20 protein-coding genes and 2 pseudogenes are annotated in these 23,434 nt (G+C 72.9%); 14 read left to right on the top strand and 8 right to left on the bottom strand.

All coding sequences use genetic code 11. From position 1 onward, the window contains the following. Positions 1-5 precede the first annotated feature (5 nt). Together dnaK and ACWDRW_RS15130 are read right to left on the bottom strand one after the other, a co-directional pair. Positions 6-1,907: a molecular chaperone DnaK gene (gene dnaK, locus ACWDRW_RS15135; RefSeq protein ID WP_451723329.1), complete on the bottom strand. Its 1,902-nt coding sequence runs from the start codon at positions 1,905-1,907 to the stop codon at positions 6-8. A gap of 47 nt (positions 1,908-1,954) precedes the next feature. After that, the gene (locus ACWDRW_RS15130) at positions 1,955-2,443 is read right to left on the bottom strand and encodes a general stress protein (protein ID WP_451723328.1); all 489 of its coding nucleotides are present in this window, start codon (positions 2,441-2,443) and stop codon (positions 1,955-1,957) included. Between the two features lie 219 nt (positions 2,444-2,662). Between ACWDRW_RS15130 and ACWDRW_RS15125 the strand changes: the two genes are divergently transcribed. Continuing rightward, complete coding sequence (locus tag ACWDRW_RS15125; RefSeq protein ID WP_451723327.1) at positions 2,663-4,441, top strand: PucR family transcriptional regulator; 1,779 nt, start codon at positions 2,663-2,665, stop codon at positions 4,439-4,441. A gap of 157 nt (positions 4,442-4,598) precedes the next feature. On the opposite strand, the gene ACWDRW_RS15120 is transcribed toward ACWDRW_RS15125, so the two are convergent. Continuing rightward, on the bottom strand, positions 4,599-5,777 hold the full coding sequence (locus ACWDRW_RS15120; protein WP_451723326.1) for an acyl-CoA dehydrogenase family protein: 1,179 nt from the start codon (positions 5,775-5,777) through the stop codon (positions 4,599-4,601). Positions 5,778-5,876: 99 nt separating this feature from the next. After that, a complete protein-coding gene (locus ACWDRW_RS15115) occupies positions 5,877-6,251 on the bottom strand; it encodes a ferredoxin (protein ID WP_451723324.1) in 375 nt (124 codons plus the stop codon). 71 nt (positions 6,252-6,322) lie between these two features. Between ACWDRW_RS15115 and ACWDRW_RS15110 the strand changes: the two genes are divergently transcribed. Next, complete coding sequence (locus tag ACWDRW_RS15110; protein WP_451723323.1) at positions 6,323-6,688, top strand: DUF6479 family protein; 366 nt, start codon at positions 6,323-6,325, stop codon at positions 6,686-6,688. A gap of 132 nt (positions 6,689-6,820) precedes the next feature. Here ACWDRW_RS15110 and ppdK read toward each other — a convergent pair whose 3' ends face one another. Further along, on the bottom strand, positions 6,821-9,508 hold the full coding sequence (gene ppdK, locus ACWDRW_RS15105; RefSeq protein ID WP_451723322.1) for a pyruvate, phosphate dikinase: 2,688 nt from the start codon (positions 9,506-9,508) through the stop codon (positions 6,821-6,823). Positions 9,509-9,522: 14 nt separating this feature from the next. Continuing rightward, positions 9,523-10,407, bottom strand: coding sequence for a universal stress protein (locus ACWDRW_RS15100; RefSeq protein WP_451723321.1), 885 nt, complete (start codon positions 10,405-10,407; stop codon positions 9,523-9,525). Between the two features lie 177 nt (positions 10,408-10,584). On the opposite strand from ACWDRW_RS15100, the gene ACWDRW_RS15095 reads away from it, so the two are divergent. The 12 genes and pseudogenes from ACWDRW_RS15095 (at position 10,585) to hypE (ending at position 21,925) form a co-directional block, all read left to right on the top strand. Further along, complete coding sequence (locus ACWDRW_RS15095; protein ID WP_451723319.1) at positions 10,585-11,400, top strand: universal stress protein; 816 nt, start codon at positions 10,585-10,587, stop codon at positions 11,398-11,400. A 72-nt stretch (positions 11,401-11,472) separates the two neighbouring features. Further along, entirely contained in the window at positions 11,473-11,952 is a 480-nt protein-coding gene (locus tag ACWDRW_RS15090) for a hydrogenase maturation protease (protein WP_451723318.1), read from the top strand. Continuing rightward, positions 11,949-14,233, top strand: a pseudogene (hypF, locus tag ACWDRW_RS15085) (carbamoyltransferase HypF). The gene ACWDRW_RS15090 and the pseudogene hypF overlap by 4 nt, the downstream one beginning before the upstream one ends. 6 nt (positions 14,234-14,239) lie before the next feature. Further along, the gene (locus ACWDRW_RS15080) at positions 14,240-14,497 is read left to right on the top strand and encodes a HypC/HybG/HupF family hydrogenase formation chaperone (RefSeq protein WP_451723317.1); all 258 of its coding nucleotides are present in this window, start codon (positions 14,240-14,242) and stop codon (positions 14,495-14,497) included. Between the two features lie 111 nt (positions 14,498-14,608). Next, a complete protein-coding gene (locus tag ACWDRW_RS15075; protein ID WP_451723315.1) occupies positions 14,609-15,733 on the top strand; it encodes a 4Fe-4S dicluster domain-containing protein in 1,125 nt (374 codons plus the stop codon). Then, complete coding sequence (locus ACWDRW_RS15070; RefSeq protein WP_451723313.1) at positions 15,733-16,197, top strand: Crp/Fnr family transcriptional regulator; 465 nt, start codon at positions 15,733-15,735, stop codon at positions 16,195-16,197. Before ACWDRW_RS15075 ends, ACWDRW_RS15070 begins: the two co-directional genes overlap by 1 nt. Then, a complete protein-coding gene (locus tag ACWDRW_RS15065; RefSeq protein WP_451723311.1) occupies positions 16,194-17,000 on the top strand; it encodes an FAD/NAD(P)-binding protein in 807 nt (268 codons plus the stop codon). The genes ACWDRW_RS15070 and ACWDRW_RS15065 overlap by 4 nt, the downstream gene beginning before the upstream one ends. Next, positions 17,000-17,803 carry an NADH-quinone oxidoreductase subunit B family protein gene (locus tag ACWDRW_RS15060; RefSeq protein WP_451723309.1) on the top strand — a complete coding sequence of 268 codons (804 nt, stop codon included), beginning with the start codon at positions 17,000-17,002 and terminating at the stop codon, positions 17,801-17,803. The genes ACWDRW_RS15065 and ACWDRW_RS15060 overlap by 1 nt, the downstream gene beginning before the upstream one ends. After that, the gene (locus ACWDRW_RS15055) at positions 17,800-19,161 is read left to right on the top strand and encodes a Ni/Fe hydrogenase subunit alpha (protein ID WP_451723307.1); all 1,362 of its coding nucleotides are present in this window, start codon (positions 17,800-17,802) and stop codon (positions 19,159-19,161) included. The genes ACWDRW_RS15060 and ACWDRW_RS15055 overlap by 4 nt, the downstream gene beginning before the upstream one ends. Beyond that, positions 19,154-19,774, top strand: a complete 621-nt coding sequence (locus ACWDRW_RS15050; RefSeq protein WP_451723306.1) for a CBS domain-containing protein — start codon at positions 19,154-19,156, stop codon at positions 19,772-19,774. Before ACWDRW_RS15055 ends, ACWDRW_RS15050 begins: the two co-directional genes overlap by 8 nt. 16 nt (positions 19,775-19,790) lie before the next feature. Next, positions 19,791-20,894, top strand: coding sequence for a hydrogenase formation protein HypD (gene hypD / locus ACWDRW_RS15045; protein WP_451723303.1), 1,104 nt, complete (start codon positions 19,791-19,793; stop codon positions 20,892-20,894). Further along, positions 20,891-21,925, top strand: a complete 1,035-nt coding sequence (hypE, locus tag ACWDRW_RS15040; RefSeq protein ID WP_451723301.1) for a hydrogenase expression/formation protein HypE — start codon at positions 20,891-20,893, stop codon at positions 21,923-21,925. The genes hypD and hypE overlap by 4 nt, the downstream gene beginning before the upstream one ends. A 24-nt stretch (positions 21,926-21,949) precedes the next feature. Here hypE and ACWDRW_RS15035 read toward each other — a convergent pair. Beyond that, positions 21,950-22,903 (bottom strand): annotated as a pseudogene (locus ACWDRW_RS15035) (Acg family FMN-binding oxidoreductase); the annotation flags it as partial. Positions 22,904-22,922: 19 nt separating this feature from the next. Further along, positions 22,923-23,420: a flavodoxin domain-containing protein gene (locus ACWDRW_RS15030; protein WP_451723299.1), complete on the bottom strand. Its 498-nt coding sequence runs from the start codon at positions 23,418-23,420 to the stop codon at positions 22,923-22,925. Between the last annotated feature and the right edge of the window lie 14 nt (positions 23,421-23,434).

Below are 23,434 nucleotides of genomic sequence, written 5' to 3'. Positions count from 1 at the left end.
GTTCCTCAGTCCTTGTCGAACTCGGCATCGATGACGTCGTCGTCACCGCCACCGCCGGTCGTCCCGCCGTCGCTCGCGCCGCCCACCTGACCGGGACCGCCCGTAGTGGCGGCCCCCTGATGGGCCGCCAGCCCCGCCAGCACCTGCTGGAGTTCGGAGGTCAGGGGACGCACCCGCTCCACGCCTGCCTCCTCCTTGACCGCCGTCCGGGCGTCCGACACCAGCATCTCGGCGCGTGCCTTCTCGTGCGCGGGTGCGGCGTCACCCAGCTCGGCGAGGAGCTTGTCGACCTGGTAGGCGACGGCGTCGAGCTCATTGCGGGCGTCGACGGCCTCGCGCAGGGCCTGGTCCTCGCCCTGGTTGCGCTCGGCCTCCTGGACCATGCGTTCGACTTCGCCGCGGTCCAGGTTGGAGCTCTCGGTGATGGTGATGCCCTGTTCCTTGCCGGTGTCCTGGTCTCGGGCCTTGACGTTGAGAATGCCGTTGGCGTCGACGTCGAAGGTGACCTCGATCTGCGGTTCGCCGCGCGGCGCCGGGCGGATGTCGGTGAGCTGGAAGCGGCCGAGCACGCGGTTGTCGGCGGCCCGTTCGCGCTCGCCCTGGAGGACGACGATGTCGACGGCGGGCTGGTTGTCCTCGGCGGTGGAGAAGGTCTCGGTGCGGCGCACGGGGATGGTGGTGTTCCGTTCGATGATCTTCGTCATCACGCCGCCCCGTGTCTCGACGCCCAGCGACAGGGGCGTGACGTCGAGCAGCAGGACGTCCTTGACCTCGCCCTTGAGCACCCCGGCCTGGATCGCGGCGCCCAGGGCCACGACCTCGTCGGGGTTGACGCTCATGTTGGGTTCCTTGCCGCCGGTCAGCCGACGCACCAGCGCCTGGACGGCGGGAATGCGGGTGGAACCCCCGACCAGGATCACCTCGTCGATGTCGCTCTCGCCGACCTTGGCATCGGCCATGGCCTGCTGGACCGGCCCCAGGCACCGCTCCACCAGATCGCTGGTGATCTGCTCGAACGTGGACCGCATGACCGAGTCGGTCAGATGCTTGGGGCCGGAGGCATCGGCGGTGATGAACGGCAGGCTGACCTGTGTCTGCGTCACCAAGCTCAGCTCGGTCTTGGCCTTCTCCGCCGCCTCGAACAGGCGTTGCAGGGCCTGCGGGTCCTTGCGCAGGTCGATGCCGTTCTCCTTCTGGAAGTCGTCCGCGAGGTAATCGACCAGACGCCGGTCGAAGTCGTCACCGCCCAGGTGACTGTCGCCCGCCGTCGAACGCACCTCCACCACGCCGTCACCCACGTCGAGGATGCTCACGTCGAACGTGCCGCCGCCGAGGTCGAAGACCAGCACCGTCTCGTGCTGCTTCTTGTCCATGCCGTACGCGAGGGCGGCCGCGGTCGGCTCGTTGATGATCCGCAGTACCTCGAGGCCCGCGATCCGCCCGGCGTCCTTGGTGGCGGTGCGCTGGGCGTCGTTGAAGTAGGCGGGCACGGTGATGACCGCCTCCGTGACCCGTTCCCCGAGTTGCTTGGAGGCGTCGTCGGCGAGCTTGCGCAGTACCTGAGCGCTGATCTCCTCGGGCGCGTAGAGCTTGTCGCGCACGTTGAAGCGGGCGACGCCGCCCTCACCCTCGACGACGTCGTACGCCACCGCCCTGGCCTCGTCCGAGATTTCGTCGAAGTGCCGGCCGATGAACCGCTTCGCCGAGTAGATGGTGCCCTTGGGATTGAGGATCGCCTGGCGCCGGGCCAGCTGGCCCACCAACCGTTCCCCTGTGTCGGTGAAGGCCACCACGGACGGTGTCGTACGGTTGCCCTCGGTGTTGGGCACGACGGACGGCTCGCCGCCCTCCCACACGGCGATCACCGAGTTCGTGGTGCCCAGGTCGATGCCCACTGCCTTGGCCATGGGGACTCCTCCCGGTACGGCGGCGTGCGCCGTGCGGCTCCGATCGTTCATGTATGGGTGGGACGTCCGCCGGCGCCGGTGGCCCGCAGCCCGCCGAGCAGCCGTACGGCCTCATCGGCGACCGCTTCGTCCACGGCGACCTCGTACCGGCTGGGCTCCATCGAGCGGACCGAGGCGAAGTCCCGGCGGCCGCCCTGCAGGGCGTACAGCAGCAGACCGAACAGCGCGCCCACGATGGCCCCGAAAATCAGGCCGTAGAGGGCGACGAGCAGGGCGGAGACGAGCGGGTCCACCCAGTCGGCCAAGCCGAAGAGCCAGCCGATCAGCGCACCGGGAAGGGCACCGCTCGCCGCACCGTGCAGGGCGGCCCGGCCGTAGTCCATACGTCCGACGACCTGCTCGACGAGGCGGACGTCCTGGCCGATGATGGCCACCCGTTCCACGGGAAACCCCTGGTCCGAGAGGTGGTCGACGGCGCGTTCGGCTTCCTGGTACGTCTCGTACGTGGCAACGGGCCTGCGAGGCTGCTCGGTCATCGCGCCGTCCTTCCTCTCGGTATGCACGGCGGCCCCCGACAGGCCCCAGACTGGCGAACCGAGCGGCTCCACGCCTGCGCCCGGCAGGTCAAAGACTGCGAAACCGGTCGCCCCGCGAGCATGAGGTGGAAACTCCGAAGCTTGGGTGAGCCGGTGGCAGAGGGGTACACGAAGTCCACTCACTTCACTCTGTGAGGGCTCGGGAAAGGGAGTGACCCCATGGCCGGCCGCTGGGCCCGGAACATGCGCCGAGGCCGTCCCGTCCCGGAGGGCAGACTTCCACGGGGCCGTTCCGGGCGGCGCCCGACGGCCTCGTGGAGAGGCCCCCGCCCACACCTTCCCGGCCCGGCCGGCCCTCCCCACGAACTGCTGGCGGTCTCCCGCACCCTGTTCGACACCCGGAGCGAAGGCGAGATCCTGCGCCTGGCCATGGCCCATGTGTCAGCCGTCGGCCCGTACAGAGCAGAGGCGGGATACCTCAGGGTGCACGGTCACCTGGTCCCCAGCCCCCAGGACGGACGGGCCCATGCGTCAGCCCTCGACCGCACGGTGCGAGAGCTGACGGGGCGGGACGGCCCCGTGGCCGTTCCCGGCCGGTCACGGGGCCGGGCCCTGGCCCTGCACGGACCCGGTGGACTGCACGGCTACCTCGTGGTGACGTCTCGCTCGCGGCCCACCCAGGCCCAGGACGTCCTGCTCGCCACACTGGTACGACTCACCGCCGCGGCCCTTTCGGTCGCCGTCGCGCACCACCGCCGTCAGGAAGACGCGCTGGAGTTGCACCGACTGCGACGAGAGCGTGCAACCCTCCAGCGACGGCTGATCTCCCTCATGGTCGAGGCGGGATATCAACGGGCCGTGCACGAGGCGCTCGCCCAGATCGCGACCTCGGGCGGCGGCGAGGAGGCCATCACCAGCGCACTGCATGAGCTCACCGGATTCCCGGTACTGGTGGAGGACCGCTTCGGCCGATTGCGGTCCTGGACCGGCCCCGGCCGGCCCGACCCCTATCCGGACCCGGACCCCGCACGCCATGAGGAGATGCTCCAGGGGGTCGCCCGGAGAGGCGGACCCGTGCGCATCAAGGACCGGCTCACCTGCGTGATACGCCCCCGCGGTGAGGTCCTCGGAGTGCTGGCCCTGGTCGACCCCCGCGACGAGGCCGACGATTACACCGTGTTCGCCCTGGAACACGCCGCCACGTCACTCACCCTGGAACTGTCGCACCTGCGCCATCTCGCGGGGGTGGAGTCGCGACTACGCCGCGAACTGGTCGACGATCTCCTGGCGGGCACGGACGAGGCGAGCGCCTACGCCCGGTCCGAGGCGTTCGGACACGACCTGCACCGCATCCAGTACGTGGTCGTCGTGCAGTGGAGGAGCCAGGTCTCCGACGACGCTTTCGCGCGGACCGTGGGCCGGGCGGCTTCGGCCGTGGGCATGCCGTCATTGGTGGCTCGGCGTTCCGGACACGTGGTCCTGGTCGCCGAGGGCAGGCCCGACGACCACGCCTTGTACGCGGCGCTCGCCCGGGCGACCGGAACAACTGACGGGACCATCGGGGTGAGCGCCCGCTGCGACACCCCGGTCGGTATCCCCAGCGGCTACCAAGAGGCACTGCGTGCCCTGGAGGTACGCCGACGGTCCCGAAGCCGGTACGGCACGACGTTCTTCGACGATCTGGGCCTCTACCGCATCCTGGGGCCTGGGAACGACTACCAGCAGCTGGAGGGGTTTGTCCGGGAATGGCTCGGACAGCTCGTCGACTACGACAGCCGGCACAGTGCGGCGCTCGTGGAGACCCTGGCCCGGTACTTCGACTGCGGCGGCAACTACGCCGAGACCGCCGAAGCCCTCGCGATCCACCGCAGCACGCTTCGCTACCGGCTCCAGCGCATCCGCGAGATCAGCGGGCATGACCTCACGAACGTGGAGGACCGCCTCAACCTGCAAGTCGCGACCCGGGTATGGAAGATCATGCTGGGCGGACCCGGTTGAGGAGCCCACGGCGACGGGCCCGGCTCAGCTGTGCCCGTCGCCGTCGGGAGCAGGCCGCTCTCCGCCGGCCGCACAGACCCCGCGCCCTGCTTCGAGCGGTTCCTCCGCGCCACGGAACTCGTAGCCTCGCACGGCAGTGCTCGACACAGCCGGTCACTCACCGCCGCACCCGAGGCATCCCCAGGCCGATCCAGGAGATGATCTCCCGCTGGATCTCGTTGTTGCCGCCGCCGAAGGTGAAGATGACGGCGGAGCGGTAGCCGCGTTCGAGTTCGCCGTGCAGGACCGCGCCCGCGGAACCCTCCTTCAGGGCACCCGGCGCGGCGACGATCTCCAGGAGCCAGGCGTAGGCGTCGCGGCGGGCCTCGGAGCCGTAGACCTTGACGGCGGAGGCGTCCTGGGGGGTGAGGGTGCCGTCCTGGACGGCTTGCACCATCTGCCAGTTGAGGAGCTTGAGGGCGTCGAGGCGGACGTGGGTCTGCGCCAGGCGGCGGCGCACCCAGGGCAGGTCGACGACCCGGCGGCCGTCGGCGAGCTTGGTCTCCGTCGCCCAGCGCTGGACGTCGTGGAAGGCGCGGATCGCCATCGTGCCGTGGGCGGCGAGGGTGACGCGCTCGTGGTTGAGCTGGTTGGTGATCAGCCGCCAGCCCTGGTTCTCGGCGCCGACCCGGCGGGAGACGGGCACGCGGACGTTCTCGTAGTAGCTGGCGGTCGTGTCGTGGCCGGCGAGGGTGTTGATCAGGGTGCAGGAGTAACCGGGGGCGCTCGTCGGGACCAGGAGCATGGTGATGCCCTTGTGCGCCGGGGCGGACGGATCGGTGCGCACCGCCAGCCAGACCCAGTCGGCCGTGTCGCCGTTGGTCGTCCAGATCTTCTGGCCGTTGATCACGTACTCGTCGCCGTCGTGGACCGCACGGGTGCGCAGGGACGCGAGGTCGGTCCCGGCATCGGGCTCGCTGTAGCCGATCGCGAAGTCGATCTCGCCGGAGAGGATCCGGGGCAGGAAGTACGCCTTCTGTTCATCGGTGCCGAACTGCATGATCGTCGGGCCCACGGTGTTCAGTGCCATCAGCGGCAGCGGTACACCCGCCTGTGCGGCCTCGTCGAAGAAGATGAACTGGTCCATCGCGCTCAGGCCACGGCCGCCGTACTCCTCGGGCCAGCCGACGCCGAGCCAGCCGTCGCCGCCGAGGCGCCGGATCGTCTCGCGGTAGAACCGCTTCTGGGCGGCCGGGTCCGCGTGCCGTGCGTGGGCGGTGTCCGGCACCAGTTCGGCGAAGTAGGCGCGCAGTTCGGTGCGCAGCCGCTGCTGCTCGGGCGTGTGGTCGAGATGCACGGCGCCTCCAGGTCTCCCTCGGCCGGTCCTGACGGCGCACACCGTAGAACGTGTTCCAGAAATAGGGAATGCCGGGGACGCCCGCACTCGAGCACAGGTTCAGTTCAGCGACTCCAGGAAGTCCGTGCAGGCCTGCGCGCACTCCCGGCAGGCCTTCGCGCCGTCCTCGGCGCCGAGACGTCCGTCGAAGGCGTGCGCGCACTCCAGGCACACCGTGCGGCACCACTCCAGTTGCACGCGGATGCTCTCCTCGTCCATGAGGCCGTGCTCGGAGAGCACCCGGCAGGTGGCGTCGCACACCTCCGCGCACATGATGCCCTTACGCCGAACGAGTTCCTCCTCCGCCGACCCGTCGGGTGCCGCTTGGCTCGCGCGCAGCGCACAGGTGCGCGCGCACTCGGTGCACGCCTGCGCACACGCGAAGCGGTCCTCCAGGTACTGGAAGAGCTGCTGCTGCGAAGTCGTCGAGGTCACAGGGTGCGGGTAGCCGCCCCAAACGGCGTCAAACCCGGTTCGCGAGGTGCGCCGGGGGTACTCGCGCCCCCATGAACAACACCTGGCTGAACTTGGCCGCCGAGAGCGGCGCACTCGGGATCGGACTCATCGTCGCGGGCGTGGTCGTCGTGGCGCTGCTGCTGGGCGCCTTCGTCCTGGGCGCCCGGGTACGGCGCCGGGAACCGGGGCCGCCGCGCCCCGAGGACCAGCCCCATCTGCCCCCTGAGGGTGCCACGCGCGAGACGACCGAGATGCGGGAGCCGGACGAGATGCCCCGCAGCGACCACCGCACCCTGCCGCACGAGATGCCCGCCCACGGCAACATCCCCTCCCGCCCGAGCCCGTCGAAGAAGCGCCCGCGCTGGGGCGGGAGCAGCAGCGGCTCGTTCGGCAGCGGCGGCCCCGGACAGACGTGACCGCGGCGGGGACCGGCGGCGAGCCGGTCCCCGCACTTTCGCGGGCGTTTCTGCCACGCACCCCGGCCTGGCGCGGCCAGCCGAAGGGTGATCACAGGTGACTCTCCGTAGCGCTCTGTCGCCGCGTACGCCTCACCTGCTGTCGCTGGTCCCGGTGGTGTCGGCGAGGGCCGCCCGGCCCGCCTCCAGCCGGGCCGCCGGGATCCGGAACGGCGAGCAGGAGACGTAGTCCAGACCCGCCCCGTGGAAGAAGTGGATCGACTCGGGGTCTCCGCCGTGCTCTCCGCACACCCCGGTCTCCAGGCGGGGGTTGACGGCCCGTCCGGCCTCGACGGCGATCTCCACCAGCCTCCCGACACCTTCCCGGTCGATCGTCTCGAACGGCGACACCGCGAAGACGCCCTTCTCCAGGTACAGCGGGAAGAAGGAGGCCTCGGCGTCGTCGCGGGAGAGTCCCCAGGCCGTCTGGGTGAGGTCGTTGGTGCCGAAGGAGAAGAAGTCGGCGGCCTCGGCGATACGCCCGGCGGTCAGGGCCGCGCGCGGCAGTTCGATCATCGTGCCGATCGGGCAGTCGAGAGCCGTACCGGTCTCGGCGGCGACCTCGGCGAGAACGCGTTCCGCCTCGGCACGGGCCAGGCGCAACTCCTCGACCGTGCCGACCAGCGGGATCATGATCTCGGCGCGCGGAGCGCCGCCGGCCCGCAGCCGGGCGGTCACGGCCTCGGCGACGGCCCGCACCTGCATGGCCGTCAGGCCGGGTACGGCCAGGCCCAGGCGGACGCCGCGCAACCCGAGCATCGGGTTCTGCTCGTCCATCCGCTCGACGGCCGCGAGCAGTTCCCGGTCGCGCGGATCGGGGTCGTCGGCGGAGGCCAGGCGCACGGCCAGGTCGGTGCGGTCGGGCAGGAACTCGTGCAGCGGCGGGTCGAGCAGCCGGATCGTCACCGGCAGTCCGTCCATCGCCGCCAGGATCCCGGTGAAGTCCTCCCGTTGCAGCGGCAGCAGCGCGGCCAGCGCCCGCTCGCGTGCCGCGTCGTCACCGGCCAGGATCATGGCCTCCACCAGTCCCTTGCGCTCGCCGAGGAACATGTGCTCGGTGCGGCACAGGCCGATGCCCTGGGCGCCCAGGGCACGCGCGCGTACGGCGTCCTCGGGGGTGTCGGCGTTGGCGCGGACCTCCAGGCGGCGTACGGCGTCGGCGTGGGCGAGGGCGCCGAGGACCGCGTCGGTGAGCGCTCCGGTGGAGGTGCCCGACTCCAGGGCGCGGCCCACGTCGGAGGCGGTGAGCGGGAGTTCGCCGAGGTGGACGGTGCCGGCCGTGCCGTCGACGGAGATGGTGTCGCCCTCGCGGACGACGGTCCCGTCCGGGGTGGTGAAACGACGGGCGGCCGGGTCGACGGTGAGGGCCTCGGCACCGCACACGCACACCTTGCCCATTCCGCGGGCGACCACGGCGGCGTGGCTGGTCTTGCCGCCCCGGCTGGTCAGCACGGCCTCGGCGGCGATCATGCCGGGCAGGTCGTCGGGGGTGGTCTCCCGTCGGACCAGGACGGTGTGCTCCCCGGCCGCGGCACGCCGCACGGCTTCGGCGGAGTCGAACACGGCGACGCCGACGGCCGCGCCGGGCGAGGCGGGCACCCCGTGCGCGAGGGGCACGTCGTCCGCGCCGGTGTCGAAGCGGGGGAACATCAGCCGGGTCAGTTCGGCGCCGTCCACCCGGATCAGGGCCTCGTCGGCGCTGATCGCACCTTCCTCAGCGAGGTCGTGGGCGATGCGGAAGGCGGCCTCGGCGGTGCGCTTGCCGACGCGGGTCTGAAGGATCCACAACCGGCCGCGTTCGACGGTGAACTCGACATCGCACAGGTCGCGGTAGTGCTCCTCCAGGGTGCGCAGGTGGTCGCCGAGTTCGACGTACGCGCGCGGGTCGAGCGACTTCAGTTCGGTCAGCGGCAGCGCGTCGCGGACGCCCGCGACGACGTCCTCGCCCTGGGCGTCGGGCAGGTAGTCGCCGTACACACCGCGTTCTCCGGTGGCGGGGTCGCGGGTGAAGGCGACGCCGGTGCCGGAGTCGGATCCGAGGTTGCCGAAGACCATCGCCTGGACGTTGACGGCGGTGCCGAGGTCCTCGGGAATGTGTTCGCGGTGCCGGTAGATCCGGGCGCGTTCGCCGTTCCAGGAGTCGAAGACCGCGCGTACGGCGCGGGTGAGCTGGTCGGCCGGGTCCTGCGGGAAGTCCTCGCCGGTCACGTCGCGGACGATGGCCTTGAACTCCTCGGTGAGCTGGATGAGTTCGCCCGTGTCCAGGTCATGGTCGGTGGCGACCTCGCGCCGGGCCTTGTGGGCGGCGATGGCCTGTTCGAACAGCTCGCCGTCGACGCCCATCACGGTCCGGCCGAACATCTGGATGAGCCGACGGTAGGAGTCCCAGGCGAACCGCTCCTGCCCGGACGCCTTGGCGAGCCCGGCGACCGAGTCGTCGTTCAGCCCGATGTCGAGGATGGTCTCCATCATGCCGGGCATGGAGAAGCGGGCGCCCGAGCGCACGGACACCAGCAGCGGGTCGTCGGGGGCGCCCAGGGCGCGACCCATGGCCCGCTCCAGGCGGGCGAGGGCTCGGGCGGTCTCGACGCCGAGTTCGGCGGGCTCCTCCCCGGTGGCCAGGTAGAGCTTGCAGGCCTCGGTGGTGACGGTGAACCCGGGCGGCACGGGCAGCCCGAGCCGCGTCATCTCGGCGAGCCCGGCCCCCTTCCCGCCGAGCAGATCGGCCAGGTCCCGGCTGCCTTCGGCGAATTCGTACACGTACTTGATCGGCGCGGTCATCGTCGGTCGGCCTCTCACTCGTGGGGTACGACGGCCACGGGGCAGCCGACGTGATGGACGGCGGCGTGGGTGACGGGGCCGGTGCGCGGGCCGGTCCGGCGCGCACCGGTCCGGCGCCCGACGACGAGGAGGCTCGCCCCGGACCCGGCCCGCACCAGCACGGACTGGGCGCGCCCCTCGGTGACCGTCTCCACGACCTCCACGTCCGGGTACTTGTCGCGCCACACCCTGAGCACGGCGGTCATGAACCCCAGCCACTCCTCGGCCTGCCGGGGACCGTCGGCCAGGCCGATCTCACCGGGACCCAGCCCGAGCGGGGACGGGGACTGCCAGGCGTGGGCGACCTTGAGGCGGGCGCCGCGCAGCTGCGCCGCCTCGAAGGCGAACGCGATCACCTCGTCGCAGGGGTCCGCGAGGTCGAGGCCGAGCACGACGTCCCGGTAGCCGGTCCGGACGGAGGCGGTGCCGTCCGGTGCGGGCAGGTGCTCGTCGGCCGCCTCCTCGCCGGCGCGGACCAGGACGACGGGCCCGGTGGCACGACCCACCACGTCGAGGGCGACGGAGCCGACCAGGAACCCGGTGAAGCCGCTGAGGCCACGGGAGCCGAGGACGAGCAGCTCGGCTCCCTCGGCGGCACGCAGCAGGGCCGCGGGGGCGGGGCCCTCGACGTACGCGTCGTCGAGGGTGACGGTGGGGGTGGTGCGGCTGACCCGGTCCGCGGCCTCGCGCAGGGCACGCCGGCCCAGCTGGCGCCGGGCGGCGGGATGGCCGTACTCACGGCTCGACGCGTGCACCAGGCGCAGCGGTCGGCCCCGGCGTACCGCCTCGCGGGCGGCCCACTCGGCTGCGGCGAGGCTCTCGGCGGAACCGTCGACTCCGGCGACTACGGGCACCAGCATGGCGCGCACCTCCTGTGGTCGGTCTGCTCCTGGTGACCAGCCTGGGGCCGCGGCCCGCGGCCCGGCAGGGGCCACAGGGTGCCCGCCGGGGCCCGTTCGGCCCCTGCCCCGCGGCGGGCCGCGGGATCAGGCTGGCACCGTTCGGGCGACGCTCCCCCGGCCGGAAGGCGGCAGACCATGGAACAAGTGATCATCGCCGGTGTCGACCGGTCGGCCCGGAGCCGCGCGGCGGCCGACTGGGCCGCGCGGGAGGCGCTGCTGCGCGGACGGTCCCTCTCCATCGTGCACGCCGGGCCGCGTCGGGACGAACGGTGGCCCTATGGGCCCGAAGCCGTGGTGGACCACGCACTGGCCGAACTGCGCGAGCGGCACCCCGATGTGGTGGCCCGCGGCATGCTGCTGGCCGGGGCACCCGTGCCCGCGCTGCGGGCCGCGACCGTGGACGCGGAACTGCTCGTCGTGGGCCTGCGCGGCGAGAGCGAGCACGCCGGGGTCGCCGTCGGATCGACGGCCGCGGCCCTCGCCGCGGCCTCCGACGGGCCCGTGGTCCTGGTGCCCGGCACCCGCCTCTCCCCGGACCTTCCGCATCGCCCCGACGGGGTGGTCGTGGGCGTCGACGCGCGCGACCCCTCGGTCCCCGCCCTCGACTTCGCCTTCTCGGCGGCCCGGCACCACGGCAGGCGCCTGCACGCGGTGCACGGCTGGCGGCTTCCGGAGAACCGCGCGTGCCTGCCCTGGCCCGTGCCCGAGGAGACGCGCGCGACCTGGGAGGACCACGAGGTGCAGCTGCTGTCGGACGCGCTGAGGCCGTGGCGGGAGAAGTACCCCGACGTCGAGATCCTGGAGGACGTGGTCCTCCTCCCGGTGGCCGAAGCCCTCGCTCACGCCTCCTTGAACGCGGGGCTCGTGGTGCTCGGCCGGCACACCGGCCGCACCGCCGCGGCACTGCTGCCGCACGCCCGCTGCCCGGTCGCCGTGGTGCCGTCCCGGTGAGGGCACACCGGCCCCGGGGGTGGGTCGTTCGGCCCCTGTGACTCCGGGGAACCGCGGCACAGGGTGGAAGACATGACCCGGAGTGCGCGCATCGCCGTGATCGGCGTCGGGAACGACTACCGGCGCGACGACGGCGTGGGCTGGGCGGTGATCGCCGGGCTGCGGGAGCGGCCGCTGCCGCCGGGCACCGTGCTGGCCACCTGTGACGGCGACCCCGGCCGGCTGATCGGCCTGTGGGAGGGAGCCCGGCTCGCGGTGGTCGTGGACGCCGCCCACGCGCATCCGGCGGCCCCCGGCCGGGTGCACCGCCTCGCCGTCGACTCCGGCCGGCTCGCACAGCGGTCGGCCACCAGCTCCCACGGGCTGGGGCTCGGCGAGGCGGTCGAGCTCGCGAGGGTCCTCGGGCTGCTGCCGGAACGGCTCGTCGTGTACGCCGTCGAAGGCGCCGACAGCGACTTGGGCACCGGTCTGTCGCCCGCCGTCGCGGCGACCGTGGCGGATCTGGTCGAGGCGGTCGAGGCGGAGATCGAGGCAGGCGGGGAGCGGTCATGAGCGTGCGCCGGTTCCGCGTGGACGGCATCGTGCAGGGGGTCGGCTTCCGGCCCTTCGTCCATCGCACCGCCCGTGCCCTCGGCCTGGACGGCTGGGTGGCCAACGTCAACGGCCATGTGGAGGGCGAGGTCGCCGGCCCGAGCGCCGGGATCGAGGAGTTCGCCGCCCGGCTGCGCAGCGGCGCCCCGGCCCTCGCCCGCGTCCGCCAGGTCCGGCTCACCCAGGGCTCGGCGCCTTTGCCCTACGGCAGCGGCTTCGAGGTCCGCCCGAGCGCCCCAGGACCCGCGGACCCCTCCGTACGCGAGATCCCGCCCGACACGGCCCTGTGCGAGGCGTGTCTGCGCGAGCTGCGCGACCCGCGCGACCGCCGCTTCCGTTACCCGTTCATCAACTGCACCGACTGCGGACCGCGCGCCACGATCATCGAGGACCTGCCCTACGACCGTGTGCGCACGACCATGCACCGCTTCCCGCTCTGCCCGGCCTGCGCGGCCGAGTACGCCGACCCCGCCGACCGGCGCTTCCACGCCGAGCCCGTGGCCTGCCCCGTCTGCGGGCCCCGGCTCGCCTGGGAGGACCTGCGCGGCGAGGAGGCCCTGCGGGAAGCGGTGAAGTCGGTGGAGGGGGGCGGGATCATCGCTCTGAAGGGGCTCGGGGGCTACCAGCTGGTGTGTGACGCGGGCGACGCACAGGCGGTGGCGGAGCTGCGCCGACGCAAGCGACGCCCCGCGAAACCCCTCGCCGTGATGGTCCCGACCTGGCGACGGCGGCCCGTCTGGCCTCCATCGGCGCCGCGGAGCGGCAGACCCTGCTCTCCCCCGAACGCCCGGTGGTGCTCCTGGCCAGGCGCCGCCGCGGCAGCGCGCCGCTCGCCCCCGGAATACATCCGGGCCTGCACCGGATCGGCCTGTTCCTGCCCACCACGGGCCTGCACCACCTCCTGCTCGCCGACCTGGCCCGCCCCCTGGTGGTGACCAGCGGCAACCTCAGCGACGAGCCGATCGCGGTGGACGACGCCGAGGCCCGGCGGGCGCTGGGCCCGGTCGCGGACGGCTTCCTCACCCACGACCGGCCCATCCGGTCCCGCTACGACGACTCGGTGGTGCAGTTCGCCGGCCGGACCCGGATCACCGTCCGCCGGGCCCGGGGCCTCGCCCCGGCCCCGTTGCCCCTGCCCGCCCGGCAGCCGGTCGCGGGGGCCGGCGCGCAGCTCAAGCACACCTTCACCCTGGCCGCCGACGGACGAGCGCTGCTCGGACCGCACACCGGCGATCTGTCCGACCTGACGACGCACGAAGCGTTCCTGACCGCGTGGGACCACTTGAAGCGGCTCAGCGGAATCGAACCGACCGTCCTCGCCCACGATCTGCATCCCGGCTATCTCTCCACCCAGTGGGCCGAGGCACAGCCGCTGCGGCGGATGCCGGTGCAGCACCATCACGCGCACGTGGCCGCCTGCGCGGCCGAGCACGAGGTGCGGGGCGCGTTCCTGGGCGTCGCGTACGACGGCCTGGGCCTGGGGGACGACGGCACCCTGTGGGGCGGCGAGATCCTCGTCGCCGACCTGACCAGCTACCGCCGCGTGGGCAGGTTCGCGACAGCGCCCCTGCCGGGAGGCGACGCGGCGGTACGCCATCCCTCCCGCACCGCGCTCGGCCACCTGCTGGGCGGCGAGACCCTCGGCTCCCCGCGCCCCTACCCCTGGCTGACCCGCCCCTTCACCGAGCGACTCGACCCGGCCGAGGTGGCCGCCGTGGGCGCCATGGTCGCCCGGAACGTCAACTGCCCGCGGGCGTCCAGCGCGGGACGCCTCTTCGACACCGTGGCCGCGCTGCTCGGCCTCGCGGACGAGGTGAGCTACGAGGGCGAGGCCGCGGTCCTGGTCGAGGCGGCGGCGGGCGACACGCACGCCGTACCGCTCGCCCACCGCGTCGTACGAGCGCAGGGGCTGTGGGCGTACGACACGACGTCGACCCTGGCCGACCTGCTGGCGCGGCGGCTGGCCGGGGAGCCCGTGGCACGGCTGGCCGCGGCCTTCCACGTGACCCTGGCGATCGTCACCGCCGAACTCGTCGAGCGGGCCGTCGCGGAGGGCGCGCCGCGCACGGTGTGCCTGGGCGGCGGCTGCTTCGTCAACCGGCGACTGCTGACCGAGGTCCGGCGCCGGCTGCGCGCCCAGGGGCTGCGGGTCCTCGTCGGCGAACAGGTCCCGGTCGGGGACGGCGGCATCAGTTACGGCCAGGCCGCGGTGGCCGCCGCACGGCTGGCCGGGGAGAGGTGAGCGCGGATGTGTCTGGGTATCCCGGGGCGGGTGCTGGAGGTCCACGACGACGCCGGACTGCGCATGGCCACGGTCGATTTCGGCGGCATCCGGCGCGAGGTCTGCCTCGACTGCACGCCCGGGGCCGACGTCGGGTCGTACGTCATCGTGCACGTGGGGTTCGCGATCACCGAGGTGGACGAGGTGGAGGCGCACCGGACGCTCGCGGTGCTGCGGGCCATGGCCGACGCCGTCGAGCGGGAACTCGGGGAACCCCTCCCCTGATCGCCGACGGGACCCGGTCGGCCCCTCGACGGGGCCGGTCAGCCCCTGCCGGACGCCCCCTGCGAGGGCGGACGCTGAAGGTGAAGGACCACCTGTGTCAGGAGGACCGTCATGACCGTCACCGCAGGCCCGGCCGTACTCGACCGCGAAGGGCTGAACGCGCTGGTCACGGCTCTGGTCGCGCAGGGGCGGACGGTCGTGGGGCCGACCGTGCGGGACGGGGCGATCGTGCTCGCCGAGCTGGCGTCGGCGGACGAACTCCCCTTCGGCTGGGGCGTCGAGCTGGACGCCGGGCGCTACCGGCTGGTCCGCCGCGAGGACGGTGCCGCCTTCGCGCACAGCGCGGGACCGCAGTCCTGGAAGAACTTCCTGCACCCCGCGCGGGAACGGCTGTGGAGCGCGGACCGTACGCCGGACGGTGACGTGTCCTTCACCGCCGACGAACCGGACCCCCCGTCCTACGCCTTCCTCGGTGTCCGCCCCTGTGACCTGCGGGCCATCGCGATCCAGGACCGCGTACTGACCGGCGGACGGCACGAGGACACCCGTTACGGCGGGCGCAGGTCGAAAGCGTTCCTGATCGTCGCCGAGTGCACCGAGCCGGGCGGGACCTGCTTCTGCGTCTCCACCGGCGGGGGCCCCGCGGCCGATCCCGGGTACGACCTGGCGCTCACCGAGACGCAGGGCCGCTTCCTGGTGCGGGTGGGCAGCGAGGCGGGCGCGGCAGTGCTGGAGGGACTGCCGCACCGCGCGGCCGATCCGGACACGGAGGAAGCGGCCCGGTCCGCCGTGGACGCGGCGCGCGAGCGTATGGGACGCGCGCTGCCTCCGGTGAGTCTGCGGGACCTGCTGGGCGCGAGCCTGGACGCCGAGCGCTGGGACGACGTCGCCGCCCGCTGTCTGACGTGCGGGAACTGCACGATGGTCTGCCCGACCTGCTTCTGCACCACCACGGAGGAGGTCACCGATCTGACCGGTGACCACACCGAGCGGTGGCAGCGCTGGGACTCCTGTTTCGACCTGGACTTCTCCTACCTGCACGGCGGTCCGGTCCGCGCTTCCGGCCGCAGTCGCTACCGGCAGTGGCTCACTCACAAGCTCGGCACCTGGCACGACCAGTTCGGCACGTCCGGCTGCGTGGGCTGCGGGCGCTGCATCGCCTGGTGCCCGGCCGGCATCGACATCACCGAGGAAGTGGCGGCGCTGGACGCCGAACAACGGACGGAGACCCACTGATGCCCCCCTCGATCGCCCTGCGCATGAACCACGCGTTGCCCGCCGAGCACCGCGAGCGGCTGCTGCGGGTCGGCCGCGAGGTGGACTTCCCGCCCGGCACCCGGCTCTTCGACGAGGGCGGGCGCGCCGACCGGTTCTGGATCATCCGCTCCGGCACCCTCGCCCTCGACGTGCATGTGCCCGGCCGCCGACCGCCGGTGGTCGAGACGCTCGGCGTCGGCGATCTGGTCGGCTGGTCCTGGCTGTTCGAGCCGTACACCTGGCAGTTCGGCGCCGAGTGCGTGACCCCGCTGCGGGCCTACGAGTTCGACGCGGTGGCCGTCCGGCTGATGTGCCTGGACGACCCCGCGTTCGGGCGGGCCGTCGAGCACTGGGTCGGCCGGGTGCTGGCCCACCGGCTGCGCGCGGCGCGGACCCGGCTGCTCGATCTGTACGGGCCCGCGGGCGGAGGAGGTGCGCGATGACCGCCGTGCCCGCGCCCTACCGTGTGGTCGCCCGCAGGGCGGAGACCGCCGACACGGTGACGCTGCGACTGGAGCCGGTCGGCACGGCGCTCGGTGACTTCGCGCCGGGCCAGTTCGCGATGGTGCACTGCTTCGGACGCGGCGAGATCCCCGTGTCGGTGAGCTCGGTGCAGGCCACCGGCGGCCTCGCGCACACGATCCGCTCGGTGGGAGCCGTCTCGGCGGGGCTGTGCGCGCTGCGGGTCGGCGATGTCCTCGGCATCCGCGGGCCGTACGGCACGGGCTGGGACCTCGAGCGGGCGCGCGGCGGTGACGTGCTGATCGTCGCGGGCGGCATCGGTCTGGCCCCGCTGCGGCCGCTGATCCTGCGGGCGCTGGCCGAGCCCGAGCGGTACGGCCGCGTCAACGTGCTGATCGGGGCGCGCACCCCGGCCGATCTGATCGCACGCGAGGAGGTCGCCGGCTGGGCCACGGCATACACCGGCGTCACCGTCGACCGGCCCGACGACGACTGGCGCGGGGACGTCGGGGTGGTCACCGACCTGCTGGACCGGGCCGACTTCACGCCGACCGACGCCTGGGCGTTCGTGTGCGGCCCGGAGCCGATGATCCGGGCCACCGCCCGAGAGCTCGCCGCCGGGGGCATGGCCGCGGACCGGATCGGGCTGTCGCTGGAGCGGAACATGCGCTGCGCGACCGGCCACTGCGGGCACTGCCAGCTCGGGCCGCTGCTGCTGTGCCGGGACGGCCCGGTCGTCGCCTGGGAGCGGGTCGAACCCCTGCTGACCGTGAGGGAGTTGTGATGGCCCCGCAAGAGATGGTGCCTCCGAAAGCGAAGGCGCCTCCGAAGAAGAAGGCCCCCACGCTCGCGGTGTTCAAGCTGGCCTCCTGCGACGGCTGCCAGCTCACCCTGCTGGACTGCGAGGACGAACTCCTGGCGCTGGCGGGCGAGGTGGAGATCGTCCACTTCCTGGAGGCGTCCAGCGCGGTCGCACCGGGCCCCTACGACCTGTCGCTGGTGGAGGGCTCGGTCACCACGGCCGAGGACGCCGAACGGATCCGCGCGATCCGGGCCGCCTCCCGCCACCTGGTGACCATCGGGGCGTGCGCGACGGCGGGCGGTGTCCAGGCGCTGCGCAACTACGCGGACGTGGACGAATACCGGCGCGCGGTGTACGCCCACCCCGAGTACATCTCCACGCTCGCCGACTCCACCCCCGTCTCCGCCCATGTGGACGTCGACTTCGAGCTGCGCGGCTGCCCGATCGACAAGCGGCAGCTCATCGAAGTGATCACCGCGTTCCTGGCGGGGCGCAGGCCCGACGTGCCGAATCACAGCGTGTGCTTCGAGTGCAAGCGGCGCGGCACGGTGTGCGTGACCGTCGCCCACGGCACCCCCTGTCTCGGGCCGGTCACGCACGCCGGCTGCGGCGCGTTGTGCCCGGCCTACCAGCGCGGCTGCTTCGGCTGCTTCGGCCCGTCGGGGTCGGTGAACCTGCCCGCCCTGATCCCTCTGCTGCGCCGCGACGGCATGGATGAGGCCGCCGTGCTCCGGTTCCTGCACACCTTCAACGCCACCGCCTTCGAAGAGGAGTTGAGGAAGTGACTCACCGAGGCTCCCGTGTGCTGCACGTCGGCTCGCTGTCCCGGGTCGAGGGCGAGGGCGCGCTGTACCTCGGCGTGCACGACGGCACGGTCACCGAGGCACGGCTGGACATCTACGAACCGCCCCGGTTCTTCGAGGCGCTGCTGCGCGGCCGCTCCTACACCGAACCGCCCGACATCACCGCCCGGGTGTGCGGGATCTGCCCGGTCGCCTACCAGATGAGCGCCTGCGCGGCGATCGAGGACGCCTGCGCCGTGGTGGTCGACCCGGCCGTCCGAGGCCTGCGCCGGCTGCTGTACTGCGGTGAGTGGATCGAGAGCCAGGCCCTGCACATCTACCTGCTGCACGCCCCGGACTTCCTGGGTCGGGCGAGCGCGATCGAGCTGGCCCGCACGCACCGGGCCGACGTCGAACGGGGGCTGCGGCTGAAGAAGGCCGGCAACTCGCTGATGGAGCTGCTCGGCGGACGTGCCGTACACCCGGTCAACGTCCGCCTCGGCGGCTTCCACCGGGTGCCCGCGCGCGCGGAGCTGCGTCCGGTGGCCGAGGAGTTGAGGCGGGCGCTGGACGACGCGTGGGACACCGTGCGCTGGGTGTCCGGTTTCGAGTTCCCCGACGCCGAAGTGGAGGCCGACCTGCTGGCGCTGGCCGAGCCGGACACCTATGCCATCGAGGGCGGCACACCGACCGTCCTGCGCGCCGACGGCACCCGGGACCGCTTCCCGGTACGGGACTTCACCGAGCACGTCACCGAGATTCACGTGCCGCACTCCACCGCCCTGCACTCGCGGCTCGACGGGCGGTTGCACCTGACCGGCTCCCTCGCCCGGTTCGCGATCAGCGGGCCACGGCTGTCCGAGGTCGCCCGGCAGGCGGCCGTGGCGTCCGGACTGGGCGACCCGCTCACCGGCGCCGTCTGCCGCAACCCCTTCCGCTCCATCCTGGTGCGGGCCGTGGAGACGGTGTACGCCGTCACCGAGGCCCTGCGGCTGATCGACGCCTACGAGCCGCCCGCACTCCCGTACACCGAGGTCCCGCCGGTCGCGGGCGTCGGACACGGCGCCACCGAGGCCCCCCGCGGGGTGCTCTATCACCGCTACGCGCTCGCGGCGGACGGAACGGTGACCGACGCCGTACTGCTGCCGCCCACCGCGCAGAACCAGGGCGCGATCGAGGACGACCTGCGGCGTCTGGCCCAGCGGGCGATCAGCGAGAACGACCTGGACGACCAGGAGTTGACGGGTCTGTGCGAGCGGGCGATCCGCAACCACGACCCGTGCATCTCGTGCTCCACCCATTTCCTCGACCTGACGGTCGTGAGGACCTCGGGCCCGACCACAGGAGGCAGCGATGCCTGATTCCCCGTACACCGTGAGCGATGTGATGACGCACACCGTCGTCGCCGTCGGCAGCGAGGCACCCTTCAAGGAGATCGTCGCGCTGCTCGACGAGTGGAAGGTCAGCGCCCTGCCGGTGCTGGCCGGTGAGGGGCGGGTCGTCGGAGTGGTCTCCGAGGCGGACCTGCTGCTCAAGGAGGAGTTCCGGGACACCGAGGAAGGCGATCTGGCGGACCGTCTGAAGGCGGGCGCGGTGACCGCGGGCGAGCTGATGAGCGCCCCGGCCGTGACCGTGCACGCGGACGCCACGCTCGCCGAGGCGGCCCGGATCATGGCCCGTCGGCATGTCAAGCGGCTGCCCGTCGTGGACGGTGTCGGCCTGCTCCAGGGCGTCGTCAGCCGCAGCGACCTGCTGAAGGTGTTCCTGCGTGCCGACGAAGAGATCGCCGAGGAGATCCGCGGCGAGATCGTCGGACGGCTGCCGTTCACCACGCCGCTGACGGTCTCGGTGACCGAGGGTGTGGTCACGCTCGGCGGCGCCCTGCCCGACCGGACGCTCGTGCCCGTGCTGGCCCGGGCGGTGCGGGCCGTGGAGGGGGTCGTGGACATCCGGCTCGACCTGACCCACCGATGAAGGATCACGACCGCTGATGAAGTACCTCGACGAGTACCGCGATCCCGTGCTCGCCCGGCAGTTGCTGGAGGAGCTCCGGCGGACCGCCACGCGCCCCTGGCGGATCATGGAGGTGTGCGGTGGTCAGACCCACACCCTGGTCCGTCAGGGCATCGACGAGCTGCTGCCGGCCGGGATGCGGATGATCCACGGCCCGGGCTGTCCGGTGTGCGTGACCCCGCTGGAGACCCTGGACCGGGCCATGGCGGTCGCCGCCCGCCCCGGCGTGATCCTCACCAGCTTCGGCGACATGCTGCGGGTGCCCGGCACGGAAACCGACCTGCTGTCGCTGCGGGCGCGCGGCGCGGACGTACGGGTGGTCTACACCCCGATGGACGCCGTACGCCTGGCCGCCGCGCACCCCGAGCGGGAGGTCGTCTTCCTCGCAGTCGGCTTCGAGACGACCGCGCCCGCGAACGCGACGGCGGTGCTGCACGCGGCGCGTCTGGGGCTGACCAACTTCTCGATGCTGGTCAGCCATGTCCTCGTCCCGCCCGCGATGACCGCGCTGCTGGACGACCCGGACTGCGAGGTGCAGGCCTTCCTGGCGGCCGGGCATGTGTGCGCGGTGATGGGCTGGCGCGAGTACGAGCCGATCGCCGCCGCCCACCGGGTGCCGATCGTGGTCACCGGCTTCGAGCCGCTGGACCTGCTGGAGGGAATCCTCATGGCGGTACGGCAGTTGGAGTCCGGCCGGTTCGAAGTGGAGAACCAGTACGTGCGAGCCGTACGCCGCTGCGGCAACACCGAGGCCCAGGACGCGGTCCGTGAGGTCTTCCGGGTCACCGGCCGGGCCTGGCGCGGCATCGGGGCGCTTCCGGACAGCGGCCTCGCACTGGCAGAGAAGTACCAGGACTTCGATGCGGCCCGCCGCTTCGACGTCGGCGGGCTCAGCCCCGTCGAGGACCCGGAGTGCATCGCTGGCGCGATCCTCACCGGGGCCAGACTGCCCACCGACTGCACGGCGTACGGCACCCGCTGCACGCCCCGCCACCCTCTCGGCGCGCCGATGGTGTCGTCCGAGGGCACCTGCGCCGCCTTCCACGCGGCTGGACGCCACCGTACGAGGAGCCCGTCATGACCCTCGACTGCCCCACCCCCTACCACGAGGACGAGGTCGTCCTGCTCGGCCACGGCGCCGGCGGACGGCTGACCGCGGAGCTGCTGGACCGTTCGATCCTGCCCGCCCTGGCCGGGCCTCCGGGCCCGCTGGAGGACGCGGCCCTGCTGCCCGGTCACCGGGAACTGGTGGTCAGCACCGACAGCTTCGTCGTCAGTCCGTTGTTCTTCCCCGGCGGGGACATCGGCTCTCTCGCCGTCCACGGCACGGTCAACGACCTCGCGATGCGAGGCGCGTGGCCGATCGCGCTGACCGTGTCCCTCATCGTCGAGGAGGGGCTGGCGGTGGCCGAACTGCGGTCCGTGATGGACTCGTTGGGCAAGGCGGCCCAGGAGGCCGGGGTGCCGGTGATCACCGGGGACACCAAGGTCGTGGGCCGGGGCGCCGCCGACCGGCTGTTCGTCAACACCACCGGCATCGGGCAGCGGCACGGCTCGTTGCATCCGTCGGCCGCACTGGCCCGCCCCGGCGACGCGGTGCTGCTGTCGGGGCCGATCGGGCTGCACGGAACGACCGTGCTCAGCACCCGGGAAGGCCTTGGCTTCGAGGGCGACATCGCCTCCGACACCCGGCCGCTGCACCGGCTGGTGAGCGCGCTGGTGCCGCTCGGCGCCGACGTCCACGTGCTGCGCGATCCGACCCGGGGCGGGCTCGCGGCGGCCCTCAACGAGATCGCCCGCGACTCCCGGGTGGCCGTGGAGATCGAGGAGGGCGCCGTGCCGGTGCCCGAGGCGGTCGCCTCCGCCTGCGATCTGCTCGGCCTGGATCCGTTGATCGTCGCCAACGAGGGCTGCCTGGTCGCCTTCGTCGCCGCGGACGCGGCCGAGGCCGCGCTGACCGCCCTGCGGTCACGACCCGAGGGTGAGAGGGCCGTACGGATCGGCGAGGTGCTGCCAGGAGGGCCGCACGGCAGGGTGACCCTGCGGACACTGGTCGGCGCCCGGCGCATCGTGGACATGCCGCTGGGGGAACAACTGCCGCGGATCTGCTGACGGCCCGGCACGAAGGACATCGGCTGTCGGGCGCCGGGAAGCCGGGTACACCTGGGTCGTACGGCCCAGGCGCAGGATCACCTGGGGGAAGCGGCCCCCGGTCACGCGCCTGCGCAACTCGGCACGCGGTTCGCGCAGTTCCAGGGGTTGCGTGTGGAAGGCGGCCACCGTGTCGCGGGCGGTTGCGTGCAGCAGCACGCGCTGCAGAGCCTGTCCCGAGCGCAGCCAGTCGGTGCGGGTGTCGCGGAGGGTCGTGAGGACGACGGCGGTGCCGGTACCGGGGCGGCACCAGGTCCGCCGGTCCGGGAGCACGATCCGCTGGGCGAGTCCGAGATAGTCGCGGCCGGGCAGGAAGGTCCGGTCAGGGTGGTGCCGGCAGGCGTCGAAGGGCACTCCGCGCGGGCCCACGCAGCGGGCGAGTTCGGCGCAGTGGGGGTACGTCGCGCGGTGGCGGTGTTCCGCCGTGCGCACCAGCTCCGCGAGCAGGTCGAGCGGCTCGGGTTCGTCGACGATCTGCAGGTCGGCGCCCTCGGCCCGGGCCTGGTCCCGCAGTTCGTCCAGCAGCGTCTCGGGCAGCGGTTCCGGTTCGAAGGATCCTCGGTGGGTGTGCCGCCCGGGTATCGCGAGGGCCAGTCGTGTCTCGGCGGGCGTGGCCGGGGCGTGGGCCGCGTAGCCGACGTGGGCCACGAGAGCGGGGTCGCGGGGATCCGGCAGCAACGTGACGGTGGGCCGGAAGCCGAGGTGGCGTACCGCGATCCGCACGTTGAACAGGGCCGCCCCGCAGGCGATGACCGCCTGGCGGCCACCGGGGTCGGTGCGGGGCAGGCGCCTGCCGTGGTCGAGGTGGATCTCGAAACCGTGGTCGTGGCCCTCCTCGGTGAAGAACCACGGCTGCGTGTTGTGCGGCGAAGGCGCGAGCCCGGCCGCGCGGGCCAGGTGGAGCGCCGCGCGGCCGGGGCTCGCGCAGGGCAGGTTCATGTCGCTCCCCTCTGAGCGGTCACTCCCGGGTCAGATCGGCGGCGACCTCGGCCGCCCATTCCTCGATCCGGTCGAAGTCGCGGAAGTCACCGCCCTTTCCGTTGCGCAGGATCATCGTGGCGATGCGGCCCTTGGCGCCCTCCCGCAGGCAGCCGCCGAAGGTCTCGTGCCCGCGGGCGTCGAGACGGGCCATGGCCCTGCGCACACCGGGTACGGGCGGGATGTCCCGCTCGGAGGCGGAGGGGTCCAGCGGGCCGCTGCTGAACAGCCACAGCGGGCGGTCGGCGAGGGCCGCGCGGTGGTGGCGCAGGAAGCGGCGGGCGTCCTTGTGCCAGCGTCCGGCGTAGAGTCCGCCACCGACCACGACGGCGTCGTAGTCCGTCACCCCGTTGACCGTGCTCGCGGGCAGCGCCCGCGCGGCGCAGCCCTCCTTCGTCAGGACCGCGGCCACCGCTTCCGCGATCTCGGCGGTCGATCCGTTCGTCGTCCCGTAGGCGACCAGCACCTTCGCGGTCATGGCGGACTCCTCTC

The organism is Streptomyces sp. NPDC003635 (assembly GCF_053587635.1).
This window is presented reverse-complemented; position numbering and strand designations above follow the sequence as displayed.

Coding starts and splice junctions, on each gene's coding strand:
- dnaK (WP_451723329.1), bottom strand. CDS start 1,907: ATGGCCAAGGCAGTGGGCATCGACCTGGGCACCACGAACTCGGTGATC.
- ACWDRW_RS15130 (WP_451723328.1), bottom strand. CDS start 2,443: ATGACCGAGCAGCCTCGCAGGCCCGTTGCCACGTACGAGACGTACCAG.
- ACWDRW_RS15125 (WP_451723327.1), top strand. CDS start 2,663: ATGGCCGGCCGCTGGGCCCGGAACATGCGCCGAGGCCGTCCCGTCCCG.
- ACWDRW_RS15110 (WP_451723323.1), top strand. CDS start 6,323: ATGAACAACACCTGGCTGAACTTGGCCGCCGAGAGCGGCGCACTCGGG.
- ppdK (WP_451723322.1), bottom strand. CDS start 9,508: ATGACCGCGCCGATCAAGTACGTGTACGAATTCGCCGAAGGCAGCCGG.
- ACWDRW_RS15100 (WP_451723321.1), bottom strand. CDS start 10,407: ATGCTGGTGCCCGTAGTCGCCGGAGTCGACGGTTCCGCCGAGAGCCTC.
- ACWDRW_RS15095 (WP_451723319.1), top strand. CDS start 10,585: ATGGAACAAGTGATCATCGCCGGTGTCGACCGGTCGGCCCGGAGCCGC.
- ACWDRW_RS15090 (WP_451723318.1), top strand. CDS start 11,473: ATGACCCGGAGTGCGCGCATCGCCGTGATCGGCGTCGGGAACGACTAC.
- ACWDRW_RS15080 (WP_451723317.1), top strand. CDS start 14,240: ATGTGTCTGGGTATCCCGGGGCGGGTGCTGGAGGTCCACGACGACGCC.
- ACWDRW_RS15075 (WP_451723315.1), top strand. CDS start 14,609: ATGACCGTCACCGCAGGCCCGGCCGTACTCGACCGCGAAGGGCTGAAC.
- ACWDRW_RS15070 (WP_451723313.1), top strand. CDS start 15,733: ATGCCCCCCTCGATCGCCCTGCGCATGAACCACGCGTTGCCCGCCGAG.
- ACWDRW_RS15065 (WP_451723311.1), top strand. CDS start 16,194: ATGACCGCCGTGCCCGCGCCCTACCGTGTGGTCGCCCGCAGGGCGGAG.
- ACWDRW_RS15060 (WP_451723309.1), top strand. CDS start 17,000: ATGGCCCCGCAAGAGATGGTGCCTCCGAAAGCGAAGGCGCCTCCGAAG.
- ACWDRW_RS15050 (WP_451723306.1), top strand. CDS start 19,154: ATGCCTGATTCCCCGTACACCGTGAGCGATGTGATGACGCACACCGTC.
- hypD (WP_451723303.1), top strand. CDS start 19,791: ATGAAGTACCTCGACGAGTACCGCGATCCCGTGCTCGCCCGGCAGTTG.
- hypE (WP_451723301.1), top strand. CDS start 20,891: ATGACCCTCGACTGCCCCACCCCCTACCACGAGGACGAGGTCGTCCTG.
- ACWDRW_RS15030 (WP_451723299.1), bottom strand. CDS start 23,420: ATGACCGCGAAGGTGCTGGTCGCCTACGGGACGACGAACGGATCGACC.